Below are 24,229 nucleotides of genomic sequence, written 5' to 3' on the forward strand. Positions count from 1 at the left end.
CGTGTGGACCCGATTAAAGAATGTATTAGCAAATCGAACAGTAATGCTTCGATTAGGAATCACTTTATTATTAATATTAGTCTATAGAATCGCAAGTTTTATTCCGATTCCACTCTTTAACGTGAAACTTTTCCAAAGTCAATCACAATGGGGTGAAGGCTTTTTAGGGATTTTAAATAGCTATACAGGTCAAGCGTTAGCACGTTTCTCTATTTTATCTTTAGGTATTTCACCTTATATTACAGCATCTATTGCTGTACAAATTCTTCAAATGATTATTCCTCAAATGAAAGAATGGAATGAAGAAGGTGAAGCCGGTAAACTTAAAGTTAATCGCTTAACAAAATATTTTGCATTAGTTTTAGGTTTGGCTCAAGCATTATTACTTATTTTAGGTACTGGTGTGAGAGGATCTCAAATCCAAGTGGGTGTTGAAGCTTCATTCTTCACATACCTATATATGGCTTTAGCAGTAACTGCTGGTACAGCTTTAACTATTTGGTTAGCTGACATGATTACTGCAAAAGGTATTGGAAATGGATCAAGTATTTTAATTGGTGTTGGTGTGTTAACATCAATTCCAATCATGATTTCAACACTTAATGACAAGTACTTAGGTACTGGTAATGGTTTAGACATTGCAACTTATGTATTTATCTTATTCTTATATGTTCTAATCTTACTCGGTGTTGTATACATGAACATTGCAAAAAGAAAAATTCCTATTTCATATTCAAACCGTCAAGGTTCAATGGGAAGAAGCGATTCAAATATCCCATTAAAGATTAACTCTGCTGGGGTATTACCAGTTATCTTTGCATCAACATTACTTTCTATTCCACTAACAATTGTTGGATTCTTAGAAGGATCAGTTGATTCAAATACACAAAGCTGGATTAGTTCAATCTTCTCATATAACCAACCAGTCGGTTTCATTCTCTACATTATATTAATTGTTATCTTCTCATTCTTCTATACATTTATGATGACTAATCCTCATCAAATGGCAGAAAACTTATCTAAGTCAAATGCTTATATTCCAGGTGTTAGACCAGGGGAAGATACCAAAAACTATATCGCTCGTATTTTATTTAAAGTCACAGTAATCGGTACAATCTATTTAGTTGTATTAGCAGCTTTACCAATTGTAACTGCTGCAATCTTCGGATTCACAGGTCAAGAAGCAGCTAATATTACATTAGGTGGTACAGGTTTATTAATCGTTGTTGGTGTTGCATCAGACACAACTCAACAAATGGAAGCTATGGCAAATCAGGAAACTTACCAAGGATTGTTCTAAAATGAAAACTCGTATGATATTTGTTGGTCCTCCAGGTGCTGGTAAAGGATCACAAGCTAAAATTCTATCTGAAAAACTCAATGTGCCACATATTTCAACAGGAGATATGTTCCGTGCACATTTGAAGAATGATACGAAGTTAGGCCTTTTAGCAAAGCAATATATCAACCAAGGGTTATTAGTTCCTGATGATGTTACGAACGACATGGTGAAAGAACGTTTTAATGAAAAAGATGTTCAAAATGGATTTATCTTAGATGGATATCCAAGAAATCCATTACAAGCTCAATTCCTTGATACGTTGTTGAAAGAACATGGAATGAGCTTAGATATCATCATCAATGTCACATCTGATGATGAGATTATTATTAAACGTATTACAGGTAGAAGATCTTGTCCCACATGTGGTGCAGTTTATCACATAGAAAATAATCCTCCGAAAGTTTTTGGCATTTGTGATAAAGACCAAACCCCTTTAGTACAACGTAAAGATGATACTGAAGAAACTGTGGTTAAGAGATTAAAAGTATATTATGAAGAAACATTCCCTTTAATTGAATACTACAAAAATAAAGGGTTGTTAGTTGATATTGACGGTAATGGCGAAATCTTAGAAATTACTGAAAAAATATTAGAAATTCTTGGAGCATAAATGGTTACAATTAAAAGCACAAGAGAAATAGAGCTCATGAGAAAGGCTGGTAGCATCTTAGCTGATACAAGAAAGTTCTTAGAACCTTATATCAAACCCGGTGTTACCACCTTAGAGCTTGATATCCTCGCAGATAAGTTCATTAGAGATCAAGGCGCAATTCCTTCGTTTAAAAACTATGAAGGATTCCCTGGCTCAATTTGTACTTCCGTAAATGAAGTCGTTATACATGGTATACCTTCTAAAACAAAAGTTTTAAAAGAAGGTGATATTATATCTATCGACTTAGGTGTAAATTATAAGGGTTATCATGCAGATTCTGCTTGGACATATCCAGTAGGCAATATTAGCCCAAAAGTTCAAAAGTTACTTGATGTAACTAAGGAAGCATTATATCGTGGTATAGAAATGGTTAAACCAGGAAATACTGTCAATGATGTTTCAAGAGCAATTGAATCTTATATAAGACCATTTGGTTTTGGAATCGTTGAAGAATTTACAGGTCACGGTATAGGAAAAAGTTTACATGAAGAACCTTACATTCCTAATTACGGAGAAGAGCCATTCCCAGTGATATTCAAACCAGGCATGACTTTTTGTATCGAACCAATGGTCAACATTGGAACAAAAAGAATTCGAATTTTACAAGATAACTGGACTACAGTTACCCAAGATAAATCTAAAAGCGCACATTTCGAACATACAGTATTAGTAACTGAGACCGGATTTGAAATATTAACTAAAAACGATAAGGAGATTATATGGCCAGAGAAGACTTAATTGAAGTTGAAGCCAAAGTGGTTGAAATTCTACCCAATACAAAATTTAAAGTAGAGCTTGATAATGGGCACATTGTTATTGCTCATGTTTCTGGTAAAATCCGTATCAACAACATACGCATTTTACCTGGTGATAAAGTAACTGTTGAATTATCACCATATGATTTGACACGCGGACGTATTACGTACCGTAAAAAGTAAGGAGAAGCTATATGAAAGTAAGAGCATCAGTTAAAAAACGTAGCGCAGATGACATTATCGTGCGTCGTAAAGGTCGCGTTTACGTGATCAATAAGAAAAATAGAAGACATAATCAAAGACAAGGTTAAGGAGAAAAACTATGGCAAGAATTGCAGGGGTTGACATTCCATCCCAAAAACGCGTTGTAATTTCACTTCAATACATCTATGGTATTGGTGAACCAACTGCTAAGAAAATTTTAGAAGATGCAAATGTGTCAGAAGACGTTAGAGTTAAAGATTTAACAGAAGAACAATTAAACGCTATCCGTAACGAAGTCTTAAAATACACAACTGAAGGTGATTTAAGACGTGAAGTTACATTAAACATTAAGCGTTTAATGGAAATTGGTTCTTATCGCGGTATTAGACACCGTAAAGGTTTACCTGTTCGTGGTCAAAATACTAGAAATAATGCACGTACAAGAAAAGGTAAGGCTAAACCAATTGCCAATAAGAAGACAGGTGGTAAATAATCATGGCAACTAAAAAGAAAACTACAAAAAGAAAAGTTAAAAAGAATATTCCAGTAGGAATCGCACATATTCATACAACTTTCAATAATACAATCGTTACCATTACCGATCCTGCAGGAAACGCTGTTTCTTGGTCAAGTGCCGGAGCATTAGGTATTAAAGGTTCAAGAAAATCTACACCATTCGCTGCTCAATTAGCTTCAGAAGCTGCTGCTAAAGGTGCTATCGACAATGGTATGTTAAAAGTTGAAGTCAATATCAAAGGACCTGGTCCTGGTAGAGAAGCTGCTATTAGAAGTTTACAAGCAGCTGGATTAGAAATTACTGCGATTAAAGACGTGACACCTGTGCCTCATAATGGTTGCCGTCCTCCAAAACGTCCACGTAATTAATCATTAAACCAAATTAAGGAGGTACACTTGTGAAAGACTTAAAATTTGAAAGACCAACATCAGTCGAAGAAATTTCAAAAGATGGAAATCTTGGGAAATTTAAAATAGGACCACTTGAACGTGGTTATGGCATTACATTAGGCAATGCATTAAGAAGAGTTTTATTATCTTCATTACCGGGTACTGCTATTGTTAATGTCAAAATTGAAGGTGTTGAGCACGAGTTTACTACAATCCCTGGTGTTTACGAAGACGTTATGGGTATCGTATTAAACTTAAAGAAGATTGTATTTAAAACTGATTCACAAGACCCGCAATATGAACAAAAGTTAGAATTATATGCTGAAGGTCCAATGGATGTTAAAGCTTCTAACTTTAACTTAGTAGATGATTTAGATATTGTGAATAAAGAACAACATATCGCTACATTAGCTGAAGGTGCAAAATTAGCAATGACTGTGACAGTACGTCGTGGTATTGGTTATGTATCTGCAGATAAAAACAAACAATATTCAAAATATGAAGTAGGATATATTCCAATTGATGCAATCTACACACCAGTAGAACGCGTTATGTATCATGTTGAATCACAACGTAACGATAAAGAAGAATTAACTCTAGAAATCGAAACTAACGGTTCAATTGATACAAAAGATGCTTTAGGTTTAGCATCAAAAATCTTAGTTAACTATTTTGAAACAGTTGTTGAGATTTCTGACAAAGCTAAAGAAGCAAATTTCATTCGTGATGTCGAAGAAGAACCTGCTAGCAAGAAATCAGATACTAAAATTGAACAACTTGATCTATCAGTTAGATTATTCAACTCACTTAAACGTTCTGGTATTACAACTGTAGGAGAACTCTTAAAGTTATCTGAAGAAGAAGTAATGCGCTTAAGAAGTTTAGGTAGAAAATCATTCAAAGAACTTAAAGAGAAATTAGCAGAACATGGACTTGAATTTGAACATTCATCAAGCAAAGATAATAAGTTCGAATTAGAGTCTGATGAAGATAAGGAGTAATAAACATGGCAACACCATCAAAACTTCGTCGTACAACCGATCAAAGAAAAGCGTTATTACGCGATTTAATCACTGATTTAATCATCAATGATCGTATTATGACTACTGAAGCAAAAGCAAAATCATTACAACGTTTAGCTGATGAAATGGTTACACTTGCTAAAGAAAATACTTTAGCATCTCGTAGAAAAGCAGCTCAAACAGTTCGTTTTGAAGAAGTTAAAGACGGACAAAATGCTTTACAAAAATTATTTAATGAAATCGCGCCTCGTTATGCAGATCGTAATGGTGGATACACAAGAATTATTAAAACTGTGCCTCGCCGTGGTGATGCTGCTCCAATGGCAATCATTGAATTTATTTAATTTTATAAAAACGAAACCATCCTATAAGGATGGTTTTTTTTGTTTATGTGATTAAGTTCAATATTTTTTTTATTGTCTTAAAATAACCTTATACCATGTTATAATAGGCGTGATTAGTTTTTATGATTTTTTAGGGGAGCATATATGAAAAAACAACTTATCTTTTTAAATTTTGTATTTCTTATTTTTCTTACAGCGTGTACAATACCAGAATTACCCTTTTTAACGAAAGAAACATACGAAATTACACTTAAATATAATGACACAATCATTGATACTTATACATATGAAGAAGGTTCTATTCATAATTTTAATGAAAGTCATAAATATGAATTAGATGGATATACATTTAAAGGTTATTATTATGATTTAGAATATAAAAATTCTTATCAAAACAGTGATGTGATTCAAAAATCATTGACACTTTATGCATGGATGGAAAAAAATGTTGAAGTCATTGAATTTGATGTAACATTTGAAGTTATAGATTCAATGTTAACTTGGAATACATTAGAAAATGTTACAGAATATAAATATCAGATTGGAGATCTTGATTTTGTTTCAACTCATCATACATCAATTGATTTATCAAATTATTTAGAAGCACTCATCGATGAAAAACAAATTTTAGTCTATGCTGTATATAACAATACGGATTATTTAATAATTGATGAAAAATTTCAATTCAAAAATTTAAATTTAATATATTCCAATGATTTTGAAGCAGAAACAAATACACATACAACTTACAACAATAATTCAACACCAAGAATCATTGGAACTGAGCCATTCAGTTTTCAAATATATAATGGGGCTGTTTCTACATCAAATCCAGTTAATGGTTTAAAAAGTGTTCAATTAAGACACTATCAAACAACGACACAAACACCAAGATTAGAGTCATTATTTACATTAGAAAATGTTGATTATATGACTTTGAATGCTTTAAGTGAAAGACATTATTTAAAGATTTATACGATAACATCAACTGATAAAATATTAATTGATACGCTTACTTTAAGTAAAGAATTAAAAACATATGAAATTAAATTTCATATCAATGAACCATTTAAATTAAGTTTTGAACTTGATGCACAATCGAATGATTATGGTATACCTGTTTTTATTGATGATATTAAAATATATCAAAATACAGATCAATATACGTTAATTCATTATCCAAAACAAGATGAAGGATTTATTACAGATCCAGAAGAATTACTCAAAATTAAACAAAAATTCCAAAATCAAAGAAGCAAATTAGGCGCACCTACATTTACTAACGCATTATCAGATGAAGGTTTAATTGAATATTATGCATCACTCAATGGATTAAATGGAGAAGACTTTAAAAAAGAGTTACAAAATATTTTAAAGAATACACATCAACGTTTAATCTCATATGATGAAGCAAGATTTGTATTAGAACTATCTGATTTAGTGGAAGAAAATAATATATTATATTTAGATGGTATTTATTCAGGACATAAAATCATCCCTTATTGGGATGGTGGTGCAACTTGGGCAAGAGAACACGTATGGCCTAACTCAAGATTGGGTATTCCAAGAGTTCAAGGAAGTTCAAAAAACCAAGGTTCGGATGTTCATAATCTACGTGCAATTAATCCAAATGTGAATAGTAGTCGTTCAAATCGCTATTTTTCAGATGCTGTTGAAGGACACTTAAATCATACAGTTGGAAAAGATGCATATTATCCAGGAGATAATTATAAAGGAGACGTTGCAAGAATCATATTCTATATGGCAACTCGTTATCACGATATTTTAACACTTATAGACTCCAATATTGATGATGGTAATGCATATGAAAAAAGTGGCGCTAAAATGGGATTATTAAGCATTTTAATTCAGTGGCACGAAGAAGATCCAGTCAGTTTATTTGAGATAAATCGTAATAATATTATTTATTCTTATCAAGGTAATAGAAACCCTTACATTGATCATCCAGAATATGTACAACAATATTTTGTATCCTAATTGATAAAATCGTTTATAATAATATGTAGGTAGGAAAGGGAGATTATATATGACATTTAGTGAATATCCTTATGTTAGACCGAATATAGATGAAATTAAAGACCAATTAACAAAACTAGTGGATGCGTTTAAGGATGCGACAACACCATTTAGTCAAATTTTAATTGTTAAACAATTTCATGACATATACGATGAAGTTGATTCAATGAGTCAACTATGTTACATTCGTCACTCATTAAATACAAGTGATGATTTTTATAAAGCTGAACAAGAGTACCTTGATGAAGTCGGTCCACAAATTCAAGAGTTTGTTGTAAATTTTAAGCAAGTTTTACTTCAATCTAAATTTAGAAAAGACTTAGAAAAAGAATTTGGGACACTTTTATTTAAACAAGCAGAATTAGAAAATAAAGTTTTTAAACCAGACATTATTCCACTACTTCAACAAGAAAACAAATTAAATACTGAATATTCAAGATTAATTAGTTCAGCAAAAATTGAGTTTGAAGGTAATATCTATAACTTATCTCAAATGAGAAAATTTACGACAGATTTAAATCGCGATACGCGTAAACGTGCAAGTTTAGCTACTTCAAAATGGTTTGAGTCTCATGAAGCTGAATTTGATAAATTATATGACGATATGGTTAAGATTCGTCATGAAATAGCATTAAAACTTGGGTACAAAAATTTTATTCAATTAGCATATGATCGTTTCCAAAGAGTAGATTATGATGCAAAAGATGTTAAAGGTTATAGAGATCAAGTATATCAAGAAATTGTACCTTTTGTTGCAAGTTTAGTTGAACGTAAAAAAGCGCGTTTAGGATTGGATGAATTAAAACACTATGATTTAGGCTTAACGTTCTTATCTGGTAATCCAACACCTAAGGGAGATAAAGTTTTCCAAGTTGAAAAAGCACGTAAAATGTATGAAGAAATGAGTCCTGAAACACATAAATTTTTTGAGTTTATGGTACAAAACGAATTAATGGATTTAGATTCTAAACCAAATAAAGATGGTGGAGGATATTGCACATTTATTCCTAAATTTGATTCACCATTCATCTTTGCAAACTTCAATGGTACAAGTGGTGATGTTGACGTTTTAACACACGAAGCAGGACATGCTTTCCAAGTTTATATGTCAAAAGACTTATTACCTGAATACCGTTGGCCAACAATGGAAGCAGCAGAAATTCATTCAATGAGTATGGAATTCTTAGCGTGGCCATGGATTCACTATTTCTTTGAAGAAGATACACCAAAATATAAATTTGATCATTTATCAGGTGCGATTGAATTCTTACCTTATGGCGTATTAGTGGATGAATTTCAACATCAAGTATTTGAAAATCCAAATCGCACACCAGAGGAAAGAAAAGCATTATGGCGTGAACTAGAGAAAAAATATTTACCGTTTAAGGATTATAGTGAAGATCCATTCTTAGATAAAGGTACTTATTGGTTCCGCCAATCACATATCTTTACTGCACCATTCTATTATATTGACTATACATTAGCTCAAGTATTAGCATTCCAATTTTGGAATCTATCTCAAGAAAATTATGAAGAAGCATTCAATAAATATTTAGAATTATGTAAATTAGGAGGTTCATATAGTTTTGTTGGATTAGTTCAAAAAGCCAAACTGGATAATCCATTCCAATCAGGAACTATTAAACGTACTATGGAACCAATTAAAGCTTATTTAAATTCTATCGACGATAAAAAGTTATAAAAATAAGGCTCTATAAAAAAGATGGTGTACTACCACCACCTAATTGATAGGCATATAGATTACACCATCTATTTTATACATCTAAAAAAGACACGAGAGTGTCTTTTATTTTAAACATAAATTTAAATATTTCTAAGATAATCTAAAATGCCAATAGATGCCCCTAATGCGTCATTTAATGCTTTAGTAATTTGCATCATACCACCTATACAATCACCTGCAGCAAAAACACCTTTAATATTTGTTTCATAGTTATTATCAACGATAATATTTGAATTTTCTGTAATAATACCTAATTTTAAAGCTAAGTCATTAGCTTGTGGAAAACCTACTGCACAAAAAGCACCAAAAACCTCATATGTATTGTTGATCGTTTCAATTTTATTTAATCGTTTTTCTCCAATGAATTCAAGAATTTCTTCTTTAACAATTGGGTAATTTAATACATAATCAACATCAGCTCCATCTGTAAATATTGTGATGTCAGTTGTAAAATTTTCTAAAACTTTCAACTCTTCAAGCATATATGGCCCAGAGCCTATTAAAGCGATTTTTTTATTTTTATAGAAAAAACCATCACATGAAGAGCACATATGTATTCCACGACCTCTAAAACTTAAAAAACCTTTTTTCTTTAAAGGAATTCTAGGCTTTCCTGTTGCAAGTAAAACAGTCAAAGTTTCGTAAGTATTTTTTGTTGTAATAACTTTAAAGTGATTATTCATCTTTTCAATTGATAAAACAGATTCTATATTGACTAAAATACCTTGATTTTGTGCTGAAAGAATCCCACGGCGCATAAGTTCAGGACCACTAATTTCATCAAAACCATATAAATTTTTTATTAAGTCAAGATCGTTTAATCCGTTAGTCTCTTGTCCTAAAACTAATATATTTTTATGTTTTAGGTAAAGTGATGTCTGAATACCGGCAGGACCTGATCCGACAATTATACAATCAAACATGTAATATCCATTCCTTTATCGTATCGATTTTATGTAAACCTGTTTTTCGATCATATTCTTTACCATCTTTAAAAAGTATCATAGTTGGTAATGTGAATACGTCAAATTCATCTGCAACTGATGGTGTATTTTCAACATTAACTTCAAAAATTTTAACCAGATCGAACAAATCTTCAGAAAGTTCTTCTAATAAATCTTCTAATGCCTCACATGATCGACACCATGGCGCACCAAATTTAATAAGTACTAAATGATGTTTTTTAATGTGGTCATAAAATAATTTTTCATCTAATTCAAATAACATGATGTCTCACCTTTTCTTTCACTCCTATTATATCGTAAAGTTTATTAAAAATATCATTAATCAATGATATAATATGTAAGATAAGATAGGTGATTATATGATTAAGGTAGAAAATCTCAAATTTCAATATGATGATAAAAAGGAAGTTATTCAAGACATCTCTTTTTCTATTCCTAAGGGTTCTTGGGTTTCCATATTAGGTCATAATGGAAGTGGGAAGAGTACATTAGCTAAACTTTTAATAGGATTAGTTAAAGCTGAAAGTGGTACGATTGAAATTGATGGATTATTAATGAATGAAGAAAACATCAACGAAATTAGAAAAAAGGTTGGAATTGTATTTCAAAATCCAGATAACCAATTTGTTGGTGTTACTGTGCGTCATGATATCGCATTTGGTTTAGAAAATTTAAGATTACCACAAGAAGAAATTAAAAAACGTGTTGAACATTATGCAAAATTAGTAGGTATGGGCGAATATTTATATAAAGAACCTCAACAACTATCAGGCGGTCAGAAACAAAGGGTTGCTATTGCGGGGGCACTTGCAATGCATAAAGATATCATTATATTTGATGAGGCAACTTCAATGTTAGATCCAGAAGGTGTAAGAGAAGTATCTCAACTTATTAAACAATTAAATGAAACAACCAAACAAACCATTATTACAATTACACATGATTTAGATTTTGCATTAAAGAGTGACTATGCAATTATTTTAAAAGAAGGTCAAATTATAGGTGAAGGAAAGCCAGAAGAATTATTTTTAAATGAAGAACTTTTAAAATCTTCAAATTTAACAATACCTGAAGGCTTAAGAGTGTATTTAGACGTTTTAAATGATGAAAAACTAAAAGAAAACAAGAGATTGGTGGACGAATTATGGACATTCAATTTAAAAATGTAGGCTACAACTATTATGGGTTCAAGAAAGTTTATCCAGCCTTAAAAAATATTAATTTAAAAATAGAAAAAGAAGGCGAAATGGTAGCTATTCTTGGTCAAACAGGAAGTGGTAAATCAACACTTTTACAACATATGAATGCATTGATGCGTCCAAGTCGTGGAACAATCAATATTTTAGGTACTGAACTACCAAGTAAAAAGAAAATTAAGGTGAATCATTTAAGAAAACACGTAGGATTAGTATTCCAATTTCCTGAATATCAATTATTTGAGGTTGATATTTTAAAAGATGTTGAATTTGGACCTTCAAATTTTAAAGAGTTAAAAGATAAAAAAACAGAGCTCGCTAAAGAAGCATTAACACGTGTTGGTATTGATGAATCACTATATCATGAAAGTCCATTTAGAATATCTGGTGGACAAATGAGAAGGGTAGCAATTGCTGGTATACTTGCAATGAATCCTGATATTATAGTTCTTGATGAACCAACACGTGGATTAGATCCTCAAGGTAAAATTGATATCATGGATATTTTCTTAGATATTCACAAAAAAGAAAATAAATCGATTGTTATGATTTCACATGATATGGATGTTGTTTCTAAATATGCAAAACGAGTTGTTGTATTAAAAAATGGTGAAATTGTATTTGATGGTACTAAAGAGGATTTATTTAATCATCCAAATTTCAATGAATTCCATTTAGATTTTCCAACACCAATGAAAATTATGAATCATTTACATGAAACGCTCAATATACCTAAAAAATTAGTATTAACTAACGAAGAACTCCTTACTTATTTAAAGGAGGTCTTATCATGAATATTAAAATTGGACAATATATAGCAGGTGAATCTTTCTTACATAAGTTAGATCCGAGAATTAAGTTACTTTCTATGATGATTTTAATCATCTCAATTTTCTTAATTCCAATTGAGGTAAATGTATTTTATATTTCATGGATGATAGGATTATTTTTATTCACGATTGGATTAATTTATTTATCGGGTATTCCATTAGGTAAAGTATTAAGTGGAATTAAAGCAGTTGTCTTCTTATTAACATTTACGTTTATCATCCAGTTATTTACTATAAGACCTGCAAATGAAACACCAATTATAAATATACCAATGACTCTAAGTTTAGTGAGTGTTATTTTAATTATTATATTAACGGTTATTTATCAACTCGTTAAAGCCCGTATTAAAAAATTTAGAACAACATGGTTTTTCACATATGTTGTATTAATTTTTGTTTTACAATGGTTTTCATTTAAATATTTATCTATAAGTTTTATGAGTTTAGATTATGATTTTATCGTAATGCCATCGGGGTTGATTAGAGCTGGATTTATTTTCTTACGAATTATTTCTGTAATGATTGTTGCAAGTTTATTAACGTTTACAACATCAACGATAGAACTTAATGATGCATTAGAATCGCTATTAAAACCTTTACGTTTCATTGGTATTCCAACGTATATTTTCTCAATGATGATTTCATTAACATTAAGAAGTATTCCAACCTTATTAGAAGAAGCAGAAAAAATCTTAAAAGCTCAGACATCACGTGGTGCTGATTTTAATGAATCTAAATTAAAAGATAAAATTGGACAAGTAATCGCATTATTAATACCTGTTTTTGTGATTTCATTTAATAGAGCAGATGATCTATCAAATGCGATGGAAGCTAGAGGCTATGTCATTGGTCAAGAACGTACCAAAATAGATACATATCAAATCAAAGCAAGAGACTGGATTAGTTTAACATTTGTATGTGTCATAATGATTAGTTTTTTGGTGATGCGTTATGCGTTATAAAGCTATTATTGAATATGATGGCTTTAGTTATTTAGGTTACCAAAAACAACCCAACCATAAAGAGACTATTCAAGAATATGTTGAAAAAGCTTTAAGACTTATGACACAACTTGATATTAAAACCTTTGCAGCATCAAGAACAGATAAAGGTGTACACGCTAAGGGTCAAGTCATACATTTTGATACACATATTAATTTAGATAGTGATGCTTGGGTAGAGGCATTAAATCTTAGACTTCCAGGTGATATTCGATTTAAAAAAGTCATTAAAGTGAAAGAAAATTTTCATTCAAGATTAAGTTCTAAATCAAAAATTTATACATATCATATATCCAAAAAACCACTATCAGCATTTGAAGCAAGATATATGATTTATGATAAACACTTTAATTTTGACCTTATAAAGGATAAAATTAAAGTACTCGAAGGCACTCATGATTTTAGTGCGTTTAGCCCTAATAAAGAAAACAAACCACCCATTAAAACAATTTATGAATTTAGCGTAAAAGAATATAAAAATAAATATGTTTTTAAAATTCATGGAGATTCATTTTTACGTTATCAAGTTAGAAGTATGATGGGAAATATTATTGAAATTTCAAAAGGTAAAAAACCAATTAATCATTTGGAAACTTTATTAGAAACTAAGAATAGAAATTTCACAGCTAAAACAGCACCAGCTTCAGGGTTATATTTAGAAAAAATATTTTATTGAAAGGGCATAAGTATATGTTTATTACTTTTGAAGGCGGCGAAGGCAGCGGAAAAACAACATTGATCAAACGCCTCGCAGAAGCGTTAATTGAACGTGGATATGATATTGTTCAAACAAGAGAACCAGGGGGCTCTCGTATTGCAGAAAAGATTAGAGAAGTTCTATTAGATAAGAACAATACAGAGTTAAAACCCCATACAGAAGCTTTACTTTTTGCTGCATCACGTGCACAACATTTAGATGAAGTGATTATTCCAAATTGGGATAAAATAATTCTTTGCGATAGATATATTGATTCATCTTATGCCTATCAAGGTTATGCAAGAGATTTAGGTTATGATTATATATCAAAAATTAATGCCTACGCATTACGCTACATGCCAGATTTAACATTTTATATTGATATTGATCCGTCAATTGGTATGGGCCGTGTGAATTCAAAACGTGGACATAAAATTGATAGACTTGATTCTGAAACATTTAATTTCCATGAACGTGTAAGAGAAGGGTACTTAAAAATGAAAGAACTTGATCAAAAACGTTTTATTGTTGTTGATGGTAACAGAACAATTGATGAAATTTATAGTGAGGTAATGAATATTATTTTAGAGCGCTTATGAACCATATATTCGATATATTTAAACAAGCTATTTTACACCATCGCTTGTCACATCTTTATATATTAAGTGGTTCCAAAGGTCAAATCACAAAAGACCTCATTTTTGAACTTGTCTATTTATTGTTAGGTGACGGTAATGAGGATCCAATTTTAGAGTCTAAAATTAAAAACCAAAATCATCCTAACTTTTACTATATTGAAAAAGAAGGTCAAACTATCAAAAAAGAACAAGTTTTAGAACTTCAACGTGAGTTTTCAAAAACTTCATTAGTTGAAGGAAGAAGAGTTTTTATTGTTGAAGGTTCTGACACAATGAGCGTGAGTGCTCAAAACTCACTATTAAAATTTTTAGAAGAACCAAAAAATAATGAAACAATAGGTATTCTATTAACAGATAATGTGAATGCCTTATTACCAACGATATTATCTCGTGCACAAGTTGTACGTATATTTGATCAAGAATTGACAATTGAAAAACTTTTAGAAGAAAATTTAAGTTTAGAACATGCAACATTAGTATCCCTTATGACAAAAAACTTAAATGAAGCTAAAAGTTTAAGTCAAGATGTATTCTTTTTAGAAACATTAGAATGTATTCGTGATTGGATAGATTGGTTTAACAATCACAAATTAAGTTATATATACATTCAACAATCAATATTTAACATTCTTCAATATGATAAAAAATATTTAGAATTAATTTTTGAGACATTGTTGTATCTTTGTTTAGATATTATGTATTATCATATGAATCAAAAATTATTTTTATCATTTTATCGAGAAAAAATTCAGCTTATTTCAAATAATATATCAATTATAAAAGCCCAAAAGATGATGGATATTGTTAAAGAGTATTCAAATCGCTTAAAGTATCCAGTAAATACACAATTACTTATTACATCATTTTTAATTGAAATGGATGGTATCAAACATGCTTAAACGTGATTTACTTGGAACGAAACTTTCAATCGTATCTGAAATAGGAAAAGCGTTTAATATGGATACTATTCTTATTTCAGATTTTACAAGAATAAATAAAAATACCAAACGAATACTTGATATTGGTACTGGAAATGGTGCGATTTTACTTTATTTAAGTCAAAAATTTAAGGGTGAATTAATAGGCGTTGAAATCCAAGAAAATCGATATAAGGTTGCATTAGAAAATATCAAATTAAATGAATTAGAAGAGCAAATCAAAATATTTAATGAAGATGTTAAATCATTTAATTTAAAGAAGAAAGCGGATATCATTGTTTCAAATCCCCCATATTTTAAAGTGAATGAAGAAACGAAACAATCAATTGATTTAGATATGAGAATTGCTAAGCATGAGCTTACATTAACTTTAGAAGAATTAATTATCGCAGCAAGAAAAAACATTAAGCATGGTGGACAATTCTTTTTTGTACATAAAGCTGATCGATTAGATGAAATTATGCATTTACTTTATCAATATGATTTTAGTGTTAAAAGAATTCGTTTTGTTCATCCGAGAATTGATTTAAGTCCTAACCAAGTTTTAATTGAAGCGCATTTTAAAGGTAGACAACATCTAACAGTTTTACCACCACTTATTCAGTATCATTCTGATCAAACATTAACCGAAGAAATGAAATCCATTTATGAGGGTAGAAGTTATAAAAATGAATATACAAACTTTTGATGAAACTAAATCAACGTTATATATCGTTTCAACACCAATTGGTAATTTGAAAGATATTACTTTAAGAGCACTTGATGTTTTAAAAGAAGTGGATTTAGTTTTGGCTGAAGACACGAGGGTAAGCTTAAAACTGCTTAATCACTATGATATACATAAACCTCTTTTGAGTTATGAAAAATTTAATGAGAAAGAACGTGTTGATACAATTATCAGCCGTTTAAAAGAAAATCAAAATATTGCGTTAATCTCTGATGCTGGAACACCACTTTTATCAGATCCCGGTTCAATTTTAGTAAATAAAGTGATTGATGAAGGATTTAATGTTGTTGCAGTACCAGGTGCATCGGCACTTTTAACAGGATTAGTGATAACAGGTATAAGAACTGAACCATTTACGTTTTTAGGTTTTCTTCCAAGAAAGCAAAGTGAAGCAAAAAAAATCTTAATAAATTATTATAATCGAATTGAAACATTAGTTATTTATGAATCACCACTCAGAATTAATGACACTTTAAACTTACTTTATGAAACATTAGGTAATAGATATTTAGTCTTGACAAGAGAATTAACAAAAAAATTTGAAACAACATATCGAGGAGAATTAAAAGATATTAAAGATGAAATCTTTGATACACGTGGTGAATATGTCATATATGTTGAAGGAAAATTAGAAGAAATCATTGTAAGTGATGATATCATCTTAAAAAAGATGGATGAATATATTAAAAAAGGACTTCTTGAGAAGGATGCAATGAAGATGGTTGCCAAAGATTTAAACATCTCAAAAAAGGAAGTTTATCAAGTGATAAAAATTAAGTAATCAACGCAAATTAAGTGATAAATTAAGAAAATATATCATATATAGTTTTCTTTTTAATTTTAAGTTATAATAATATTAGAAAACTGAATCATACGACGAAAAAGAGATAGTATGGAAGTTATTTTAAAGAGAGTCTTATATTGGTGGAAGTAAGACAAATAACCCATATGAATGGCTTTTGAGTATTTTATTCGATATGTAGAATAAAACGATGAGTCTTGCGTTAAAGACGAAAAGAGTGCTATAGAACAAAACTATAGAACTAAGGTGGTACCGCGAATTTAAGTTCGTCCTTAGATTATTTTTTAATCTATGGGCGGTTTTTTTTAAGGAAGTTTAAAGGAGGATTATTGTGAAAAAACCATTTTATATTACTACAGCTATTGCATATGCATCCGCGATTCCTCATATAGGAAACGTTTATGAAGCGATTTTAAGTGATGCAATCGCACGTTATAAACGTTTAGACGGTTATGATGTATTTTTCCAAACAGGAACCGATGAACACGGACAAAAGATTGAGACAAATGCGAAAAATCAAGATTTGGACCCACAAAGTTATGTTGATGTCATTTCAAATGAAATCAAAAGAATTTATGACATGATGGACGTTTCTTATGATAAATTTGTTCGTACAACAGATAAAAAACATAAAGAAGTTGTTCAAAAGATGTTTGAAAAACTTATTGAAAATGATGACATCTATTTAGGCAAATATGAAGGTTGGTATTCAATTGCTGATGAGTCATTCTTATCTGAAACAGAAATTGTTGATGGTAAAGGACCAAGTGGGGACATTCCCGTCTGGATGAGTGAAGATGCGTACTTCTTACGATTAAGTAAATATCAAGATCGTTTAATTGAACATATTAAAAATAATCCTGGTTTTATTGAACCAGAATCAAGAAAAAATGAAGTACTTCAAAATTTCTTATCAGAAAAATTACCAGATTTATCTGTATCAAGAACCTCATTTAAATGGGGTATTCCAGTATTAAGTAATTCGAAGCATGTTGTTTATGTTTGGGTTGATGCATTATCAAATTATATTACAGGATTAGATTTTGATTTTGAAAATCCAGGTGAATTATATAAAAAATATTGGCCAGCAGATGTTCATATGATTGGTAAAGATATTGTAAGATTCCATGTTATTTATTGGCCGATTATCCTTATGGCATTAGGATTACCGTTACCAAAGAAAATATTTGCTCATCCATGGGTTTTATTTGATAAAAATAAGATGAGTAAATCTCGAGGCAATACAATTTATACAGATAAACTTGTTCAACATTTTGGTGTTGATGCAGTTCGTTACTATGTATTACATGAAATACCTTATGCACAAGATGGTAATTTAACTTATGAATTATTAATTGAACGAAACAATAGTGATTTAGCAAACACGCTCGGTAACTTAGTAAATCGTACCATTGGTATGTTAAATAAATACCAAGAAGGTAAAGTTATAAAATCAGATAAAGTTGCATCACATATTGAAGCATTTTATAAAGAAAATCCTTCATTAAAAGACATATCATTAAATCTATATACAAAAATGACTAAATTAATGGATGATTATAGAGTATCTGATGCGTTAGAAGAATTAATGATATTAGCTCGAAGTGCGAATAAATTTATTGATGTTGCTGAACCATGGAATTTATTTAAAGAAGGTAGAAAAGAAGAATTAAGCTATGTATTATATCAACTTGTTGAATCTATTCGATTTATTGCAATCTTCTTACAACCATTCTTACCACAAACAGCTAAAAAGATATTTGAACAATTAAACATTGATCCGCAAGGCTTTGATAAAGTTCATGAATTTGGTTTATATGACAAAGAAATGATTGGTGTTGCAAAACCTTTATTTGAGCGATATGATTTAAATAAGAAGATGGAAGAAATTTTAGGGTAATTGTTATGAAAAAATTAAAAGCTTATATGCAAACCGAAAACTATCAAATGAAAGTTAAACCTGAACTTAAACGTTTGTTTGCAGTTGTGTTTTTCACAATCATTTATGGTTTTGGTGTGAAATGGTTTTTAGAATCATCTGTGATACCAATGTACACAGGTGGTATTCCGGGTTTAGGTCAGTTAGTCCGTGACTTTATGAAATATGCACTTCATATTGATACAACACCATGGGAAGGTGCATTCTTAGGTATATGGGTATTTGTTGTTAATATTCCAATTCTAATTTTAGGTTGGGTTGGTGTATCTAAAAAGTTCGTTATTTATTCATTAATCTCTGTATTAATTCAATCAACCATGTTAGGATATATTCCAACAATTAACATTGGATTAAATAGTGAATCTCAAGCCTTAACAGCTACTATACTTGGAGGTATTTTAGTTGGTATTGGTACTGGTGGGGCTTTAAAATATGGTACATCAACAGGTGGATTAGATATTGTTGCACAATATATTTCACTTAAAAAAGGTCAATCTGTGGGATTCATTTCAATGATTATGAATATTAGTACAGCGGTATTAGGTGGTATTATTTCTGCTCAATATTTAGTTGATAACCAAGTATTAGTTGGAGTTGATCAAGTCACAGCAGCAGCTGGAATTGTCATTTCATATACAATATTACGTATTATTGTTTCAACAATTATGACTGACCGTTTACATACTGCATACCAATTCTTATCTGTTGAAATTATTACTGAAATGCCTGATCAAATCATTGGTGATATTTTAGTTAAGATTCATCGCGGTGTCACATTGCTTAATGTTAAGGGTGGGTATACACATAAAGAAAAAACATTACTTAAAGTAATTATTTCAAGTTATGAGTTAACAATTCTTACACAACTTGTTCATCAAGTCGATCAAAAAGCATTTATTGTAACACAACCTGTAAGACAAGTTATTGGAAACTTTAAAAAGAAAACGATTGCTTAACAAAAAGCTAGAACCATTCTCTGGTTCTAGCTTTTTTTAACATAATTATATAAATATAAGTTTTATTTTTTGACAACAATCAACAAATAGCGTAAAATAACAGTTGAACAGTTGCTCAACTGATAAAGAGGTGATTTTATGAATTGTGGTAAATCATGCAATTGTACAGTATTTCATTTAGATACAATTAAAAAAGTTGAAGAAAAGTTAATTTCAAATGATGAAATTCATTTAATTTCGAATTTATTTAAAGTATTAAGTGATTTTACACGTGTAAAAATTTTAAAAGCGATTGAATCTGAATTTTTATGCGTATGTGATTTAGCACATGTCGTAGGTGTTACTAAAAGCGGCATCTCACATCAAATGAAACTACTCAAAAAATATCATATGGTTAAAGAAAAAAAAGAAGGCAAGATGGTTTATTATAAAGTAAGTAATCCATATATTGTTAAATTATTAGATGATGTGCATCAATTCATTAAAGGAGAAAATCATGCGTAAAACTGTGAAAGTTAGCAACATTACATGTGCTCAATGTGCAAAGACAATTGAATCTCATTTTAAAGCGTTAGATATTGATGTAAAAGTACTAGTTCCAAGTAAAAAAGTAATTATAGAAAATGATCAACCATTAGAGGATGAATTTATTCATGATGAACTATTAAAGATTGGATATTATCCACTCATTGATAATTTAGATCAAAAAAAAGCAAAATTAAAAGATAGAATCGATTTGTTGATTGCATTTGTTTTTTCATTACCACTTTTATATACGATGTTTTATCACTTTGGTATTAATGTACCAATGCCAAATATTTTACTTAGTGGGTATTTTCAATGGATAATTACAACACCAGTATTGTTTATAAGTGGTAGAAGATTTTTTGTTTCTACATTTCATCAACTTAAATATAAAAATACTACAATGGATACACTTGTTGTTATAGGAACATTAAGTGCATATATTTATAGTATATATTTAACACTTACATCGAATGCACATCACTTATATTTTGAAACAACAGCAGTCATTATCTTTATGGTTCTTCTAGGAAATGCATTTGAAAATCGCGTTAAAGAAAAAACAAGTGATGCACTACAACAATTAGTATCATTAAGTTCTAAAACTGCTAAAGTAAAAGTAGATAATACATTTGTTGTAAAACCAATTGAAGATGTTAAAGTTGGTGATACGATTATCGTTTTATCAAATGAAAAAGTACCTCTTGATGGTATTGTTTCAAAGGGTATGACATATGTTGATGAATCCATGATTACAGGTGAACCAATGCCGGTATTAAAAAATGAAAAAAACTCTGTCATTGGTTCAACATTAAATATTCTTGATACGATTGAAGTTTTAGTTACTAAAGGTTATCAAGATACAGTACTAGCAAAAATCATTGAAACTGTTGAAAATACATCATTAATTAAACCAAAAGCTCAAAGAGTTGCAGATAAAATTGCACAATTCTTTGTACCAAGTGTGATAGTTATTAGTATAATTACCTTACTAACGTATTTACTTATAAGTAAACCAATTGATGAAGCATTTAGTGCCGCAATTGCTGTGTTAGTGATTTCGTGTCCATGTGCTTTAGGGCTAGCAACTCCTACAAGTGTGAGTGTTGCAAGTGGTATAGCATTTAAAAAAGGTATTATGTATAAGGGTGGAGAATTTTTCGAAGTTGCTCATAAGATTAATGCCATTTTATTTGATAAAACCGGAACTCTAACTCATGGAAAGCCAGAAATGATTGATTTTTTAGGTGATAAAGAAACGCTTAAATATACTGCTTCACTCGAGTATCATTCAAATCACCCAATCGCCAAATCAATTACATCTCAATATCAAGGTGAGTTATTAGAAGTTAAGAATTTTGAAACTTTATTAGGTCTTGGTATAAAAGGTAATATCGATGGTAAGTTAGTTTATGTTGGAAGTAAAAAGTTAGTTAATGAATTAAATGTTGATCCAACATTTGATGAAACCCCTTATATTAAAGAAGGTAAGACTATTTTTTATACCGTTTATGATGGAAAAGTTGTTAATCTAATTACGGTATCAGATACATTAAAAGAAGATGCAAAAACATTAATTGACATCTTAAAAGAAAGAAAAATACAACCAATTATGGTGACCGGTGATAACAAAACTACAGCAGAGTATATTGCAGGATTAGTTGGTATTCATACAGTTTATGCAGATGTATTACCACATGAGAAAGCTTTAATTGTAAATAAAGTCCAAAAAGAAGGAAATGTGGTTGCATTTATAGGAGACGGAATTAATGATGCACCAGCATTAAAAATGGCTGATGTGGGTATATCTGTTCATTCTGGGCACGATATTGCATTAGACAGTAGTGATGTAACGCTCATGCAACCTAATTTAGATTTAGTGATTGATGCAATTGATCTTTCTAAAGCGACCCTTAAAAATATATACTTAAACTTTTTATGGGCATTCTTGTATAATGTATGTATGATACCTTTAGCAGCTTTAGGATTTTTAAATCCAACACTAGCAGGTATTGGTATGGGATTTAGTAGTATAGCAGTTGTTATAAATGCGTTAAGCTTAAATTTATTTAAATCCAAAATTAAAAAGGAAGTGAAATCATGAAAATTAAAGTAAATGATATGACATGTGCACACTGCGCAGCAACCATTCAAAAATCATTACTGTCAAAAGGTGTTGTTGGTACAGTAAGTCATGTTGACAAAGTCGTATCTATTCAAGATAAGGACTATGATAAAGCAATTTCAGCAATTAAAGATGCTGGATATACACCCGAAGAATAAGTAAAAGAACTTGCAATTTTTTGCAAGTTCTTTTTTTTATTAAAAATAAAATATAAAAAAAGTTATAATTTATGTGTTAAAATGAAAGTGTAACAAGACTATATAATGAAAGGAGTAATTGATGGATCAAAAGAAAAGAGATATATTGTTCATGATAAGTATCGTGAATGTTACATTACTATTTATCATAAATATTATAGGATTGGTAGCGATTAATCTAACAGACATTATTCATAATGAATATCTACAAGCATTAGCTGAAATACCAATGTTAATGTCTTTAAGTTTAGGTATCGTTACATTAAGTAATGCCCATAAAATTAAACGTAATGAAGAAAAAGAACTATCATATTCAATCTTAAAAATTTTAACTTCGGTTTTAAGTATAATTTTTCTTATGTTAGTCTCAAGTGGTATTTTATTAAAAGGCTTACAACAAATTCATGATTTTACATTTATTGACATTGAACAATTTATTCTTTCACTTGTGATTCTTATTCCAAATGCATATATGATATATCTTGTTATGAATATTAAGCAACATTTAATTGAAATGCGAAAAATGATTGAAAACAGTATAAAAGAAAAAGAAGCATCAAGCGAGGATTAATTATAATACCATCTAAAATCGCTTAATAAAGCAAAAAAATGAGTTGTTCAATACAACTCATTTTTCATTAAACACTTTGGAAAACTCTTGCATCAACTAATGGTAATAAAATTGGTTGAATATAAGAACTTGCAGTTAAACTTGAAACCAAACTGCGCAAATGTGGATAAATAATTTGTACAGCTGGAATTTGTAAAAAATCTTCAATTGCATTTTCAGGTGTTCCTGGTTCAAATGTGAATACACCTGCAACACTTACTGTAAGATCAATTGGAAATGGTTGCTCTTTCGTATTTAACACAGAAAAATTAAGTGTTAGAGTGTAGTTGTTGTCATCATTTTTTTCGATGTTTTTAGTATATATTGGAAACATTTGAAAATTACCTTTTAGCATATGGTTGACTAAAGATGCTCTTTTAACATGGATTACTGTATTTATTACTCTCATATCAACAAAACCTCCTTACGGGTTATCTTTATTTTACCATAGTAAAGTGATTATTTTTTGATAATTAACGGAAAAGATGAAAGAAGCTATAGATATATCTATAATTAAAATTATTTTATCGTATTTCTATTGACTTTTTAGGTTGTTTATTATAATATACTTAACGGTACATTTTAAACACAAAAAAATTTCCACGAAAGCCCTTATGTGAGAAAATATAAGGAGAGAATTCAAAATATGAAAACATTTATGGCAAATGAATCAACCATTGAAAGAAAATGGTATGTTGTCGATGCTGAAGGTCAAACTTTAGGTCGTCTTGCAACTAAGGTTGCTGCTGTATTACGCGGAAAACATAAACCAAGCTACACTCCACATGTAGACACAGGTGATTATGTGATCGTTATTAATGCAGACAAAATTGTTTTAACTGGTAAAAAATGGGATGGCAAAAAATACTATCGCCACTCAGGATATCCAGGCGGTTTATATGTTAGAACTGCAAAAGAACAATTAGAAAAATTCCCAACTTCATTAGTTGAAAAAGCAGTTAAAGGTATGATTCCAAGAACATCTTTAGGTGCGGCTCAATTAAAGAAATTATTTGTATATGCTGGTCCTGAACATAAGCACCAAGCACAAAAACCAGAAAGATTAGAGGTGTAAAT

The 24,229-nt window shown here is 30.1% G+C and carries 29 protein-coding genes and 1 other annotated feature; of the genes, 26 read left to right on the forward strand and 3 right to left on the reverse strand.

Annotation, left to right across the window (positions count from 1 at the left end; all coding sequences use genetic code 11):
* Position 1 precedes the first annotated feature (1 nt).
* The 11 genes from secY to T434_RS0105330 all read left to right on the forward strand — a co-directional run bounded on the left by secY (position 2) and on the right by T434_RS0105330 (position 8,964).
* Positions 2-1,300 (forward strand): preprotein translocase subunit SecY, encoded by a 1,299-nt coding sequence (gene secY, locus T434_RS0105280; protein ID WP_051614449.1) that lies wholly within the window; start codon positions 2-4, stop codon positions 1,298-1,300.
* A 1-nt stretch (position 1,301) separates the two neighbouring features.
* Complete coding sequence (locus tag T434_RS0105285) at positions 1,302-1,952, forward strand: adenylate kinase (RefSeq protein WP_026400202.1); 651 nt, start codon at positions 1,302-1,304, stop codon at positions 1,950-1,952.
* Positions 1,953-2,732, forward strand: a complete 780-nt coding sequence (map, locus tag T434_RS0105290; RefSeq protein WP_026400203.1) for a type I methionyl aminopeptidase — start codon at positions 1,953-1,955, stop codon at positions 2,730-2,732.
* A complete protein-coding gene (gene infA / locus T434_RS0105295) occupies positions 2,714-2,932 on the forward strand; it encodes a translation initiation factor IF-1 (protein WP_026400204.1) in 219 nt (72 codons plus the stop codon). The genes map and infA overlap by 19 nt, the downstream gene beginning before the upstream one ends.
* Positions 2,933-2,943: 11 nt before the next feature.
* On the forward strand, positions 2,944-3,060 hold the full coding sequence (gene rpmJ, locus T434_RS0105300) for a 50S ribosomal protein L36 (protein ID WP_026400205.1): 117 nt from the start codon (positions 2,944-2,946) through the stop codon (positions 3,058-3,060).
* Positions 3,061-3,071: 11 nt separating this feature from the next.
* Positions 3,072-3,446, forward strand: coding sequence for a 30S ribosomal protein S13 (gene rpsM, locus T434_RS0105305; RefSeq protein WP_026400206.1), 375 nt, complete (start codon positions 3,072-3,074; stop codon positions 3,444-3,446).
* Positions 3,447-3,448: 2 nt separating this feature from the next.
* Positions 3,449-3,838 (forward strand): 30S ribosomal protein S11, encoded by a 390-nt coding sequence (gene rpsK / locus T434_RS0105310; RefSeq protein WP_026400207.1) that lies wholly within the window; start codon positions 3,449-3,451, stop codon positions 3,836-3,838.
* A 29-nt stretch (positions 3,839-3,867) separates the two neighbouring features.
* Entirely contained in the window at positions 3,868-4,860 is a 993-nt protein-coding gene (locus tag T434_RS0105315; protein ID WP_026400208.1) for a DNA-directed RNA polymerase subunit alpha, read from the forward strand.
* A 5-nt stretch (positions 4,861-4,865) separates the two neighbouring features.
* Positions 4,866-5,225 (forward strand): 50S ribosomal protein L17, encoded by a 360-nt coding sequence (gene rplQ, locus T434_RS0105320; protein WP_026400209.1) that lies wholly within the window; start codon positions 4,866-4,868, stop codon positions 5,223-5,225.
* A 144-nt stretch (positions 5,226-5,369) separates the two neighbouring features.
* Entirely contained in the window at positions 5,370-7,223 is a 1,854-nt protein-coding gene (locus T434_RS07550; protein ID WP_051614451.1) for an endonuclease, read from the forward strand.
* 49 nt (positions 7,224-7,272) lie between these two features.
* On the forward strand, positions 7,273-8,964 hold the full coding sequence (locus tag T434_RS0105330; protein ID WP_026400210.1) for a M3 family oligoendopeptidase: 1,692 nt from the start codon (positions 7,273-7,275) through the stop codon (positions 8,962-8,964).
* Positions 8,965-9,086: 122 nt separating this feature from the next.
* Here T434_RS0105330 and T434_RS0105335 read toward each other — a convergent pair whose 3' ends face one another.
* Together T434_RS0105335 and T434_RS07120 are read right to left on the reverse strand one after the other, a co-directional pair.
* On the reverse strand, positions 9,087-9,929 hold the full coding sequence (locus T434_RS0105335) for an NAD(P)/FAD-dependent oxidoreductase (RefSeq protein ID WP_026400211.1): 843 nt from the start codon (positions 9,927-9,929) through the stop codon (positions 9,087-9,089).
* A complete protein-coding gene (locus T434_RS07120) occupies positions 9,922-10,233 on the reverse strand; it encodes a thioredoxin family protein (protein WP_162150756.1) in 312 nt (103 codons plus the stop codon). Before T434_RS07120 ends, T434_RS0105335 begins: the two co-directional genes overlap by 8 nt.
* A 97-nt stretch (positions 10,234-10,330) precedes the next feature.
* Between T434_RS07120 and T434_RS0105345 the strand changes: the two genes are divergently transcribed.
* From T434_RS0105345 to T434_RS0105410, 14 genes are all read left to right on the forward strand, one after another.
* Positions 10,331-11,140: an energy-coupling factor transporter ATPase gene (locus tag T434_RS0105345; protein WP_035358486.1), complete on the forward strand. Its 810-nt coding sequence runs from the start codon at positions 10,331-10,333 to the stop codon at positions 11,138-11,140.
* On the forward strand, positions 11,116-11,961 hold the full coding sequence (locus T434_RS0105350) for an energy-coupling factor transporter ATPase (RefSeq protein ID WP_162150757.1): 846 nt from the start codon (positions 11,116-11,118) through the stop codon (positions 11,959-11,961). Before T434_RS0105345 ends, T434_RS0105350 begins: the two co-directional genes overlap by 25 nt.
* Positions 11,958-12,959, forward strand: coding sequence for an energy-coupling factor transporter transmembrane component T family protein (locus T434_RS07555; protein ID WP_051614455.1), 1,002 nt, complete (start codon positions 11,958-11,960; stop codon positions 12,957-12,959). The genes T434_RS0105350 and T434_RS07555 overlap by 4 nt, the downstream gene beginning before the upstream one ends.
* On the forward strand, positions 12,949-13,674 hold the full coding sequence (truA, locus tag T434_RS07130) for a tRNA pseudouridine(38-40) synthase TruA (RefSeq protein WP_035358503.1): 726 nt from the start codon (positions 12,949-12,951) through the stop codon (positions 13,672-13,674). Before T434_RS07555 ends, truA begins: the two co-directional genes overlap by 11 nt.
* Before the next feature lie 14 nt (positions 13,675-13,688).
* A complete protein-coding gene (gene tmk / locus T434_RS07135; protein ID WP_035358505.1) occupies positions 13,689-14,294 on the forward strand; it encodes a dTMP kinase in 606 nt (201 codons plus the stop codon).
* Positions 14,291-15,232, forward strand: a complete 942-nt coding sequence (locus T434_RS0105370) for a hypothetical protein (protein ID WP_026400214.1) — start codon at positions 14,291-14,293, stop codon at positions 15,230-15,232. Before tmk ends, T434_RS0105370 begins: the two co-directional genes overlap by 4 nt.
* Positions 15,225-15,959 (forward strand): tRNA1(Val) (adenine(37)-N6)-methyltransferase, encoded by a 735-nt coding sequence (locus T434_RS07140; RefSeq protein ID WP_162150758.1) that lies wholly within the window; start codon positions 15,225-15,227, stop codon positions 15,957-15,959. The genes T434_RS0105370 and T434_RS07140 overlap by 8 nt, the downstream gene beginning before the upstream one ends.
* Complete coding sequence (gene rsmI / locus T434_RS0105380) at positions 15,940-16,779, forward strand: 16S rRNA (cytidine(1402)-2'-O)-methyltransferase (RefSeq protein ID WP_051614464.1); 840 nt, start codon at positions 15,940-15,942, stop codon at positions 16,777-16,779. Before T434_RS07140 ends, rsmI begins: the two co-directional genes overlap by 20 nt.
* A gap of 86 nt (positions 16,780-16,865) precedes the next feature.
* Positions 16,866-17,077 (forward strand) — a binding site (T-box leader).
* 54 nt (positions 17,078-17,131) lie between these two features.
* Complete coding sequence (gene metG / locus T434_RS0105385) at positions 17,132-18,700, forward strand: methionine--tRNA ligase (protein ID WP_026400216.1); 1,569 nt, start codon at positions 17,132-17,134, stop codon at positions 18,698-18,700.
* A gap of 5 nt (positions 18,701-18,705) precedes the next feature.
* The gene (locus tag T434_RS0105390; RefSeq protein ID WP_026400217.1) at positions 18,706-19,695 is read left to right on the forward strand and encodes a YitT family protein; all 990 of its coding nucleotides are present in this window, start codon (positions 18,706-18,708) and stop codon (positions 19,693-19,695) included.
* Positions 19,696-19,833: 138 nt separating this feature from the next.
* Positions 19,834-20,199, forward strand: a complete 366-nt coding sequence (locus tag T434_RS0105395; protein WP_026400218.1) for an ArsR/SmtB family transcription factor — start codon at positions 19,834-19,836, stop codon at positions 20,197-20,199.
* Positions 20,192-22,324 carry a heavy metal translocating P-type ATPase gene (locus T434_RS07145; RefSeq protein WP_162150759.1) on the forward strand — a complete coding sequence of 711 codons (2,133 nt, stop codon included), beginning with the start codon at positions 20,192-20,194 and terminating at the stop codon, positions 22,322-22,324. Before T434_RS0105395 ends, T434_RS07145 begins: the two co-directional genes overlap by 8 nt.
* Positions 22,321-22,503, forward strand: a complete 183-nt coding sequence (locus tag T434_RS07150; RefSeq protein ID WP_035358489.1) for a heavy-metal-associated domain-containing protein — start codon at positions 22,321-22,323, stop codon at positions 22,501-22,503. Before T434_RS07145 ends, T434_RS07150 begins: the two co-directional genes overlap by 4 nt.
* A 121-nt stretch (positions 22,504-22,624) precedes the next feature.
* Positions 22,625-23,113 (forward strand): hypothetical protein, encoded by a 489-nt coding sequence (locus T434_RS0105410; RefSeq protein WP_026400219.1) that lies wholly within the window; start codon positions 22,625-22,627, stop codon positions 23,111-23,113.
* A 67-nt stretch (positions 23,114-23,180) separates the two neighbouring features.
* On the opposite strand, the gene T434_RS0105415 is transcribed toward T434_RS0105410, so the two are convergent.
* The gene (locus T434_RS0105415; protein ID WP_026400220.1) at positions 23,181-23,561 is read right to left on the reverse strand and encodes a protein-export chaperone SecB; all 381 of its coding nucleotides are present in this window, start codon (positions 23,559-23,561) and stop codon (positions 23,181-23,183) included.
* Between the two features lie 237 nt (positions 23,562-23,798).
* Between T434_RS0105415 and rplM the strand changes: the two genes are divergently transcribed.
* A complete protein-coding gene (gene rplM, locus T434_RS0105420) occupies positions 23,799-24,227 on the forward strand; it encodes a 50S ribosomal protein L13 (RefSeq protein WP_026400221.1) in 429 nt (142 codons plus the stop codon).
* The last annotated feature ends 2 nt before the right edge of the window (positions 24,228-24,229 follow it).

Source organism: Acholeplasma equifetale ATCC 29724 (assembly GCF_000687735.1).
Lineage (GTDB): Bacteria > Bacillota_I > Bacilli_A > Acholeplasmatales > Acholeplasmataceae > Acholeplasma > Acholeplasma equifetale.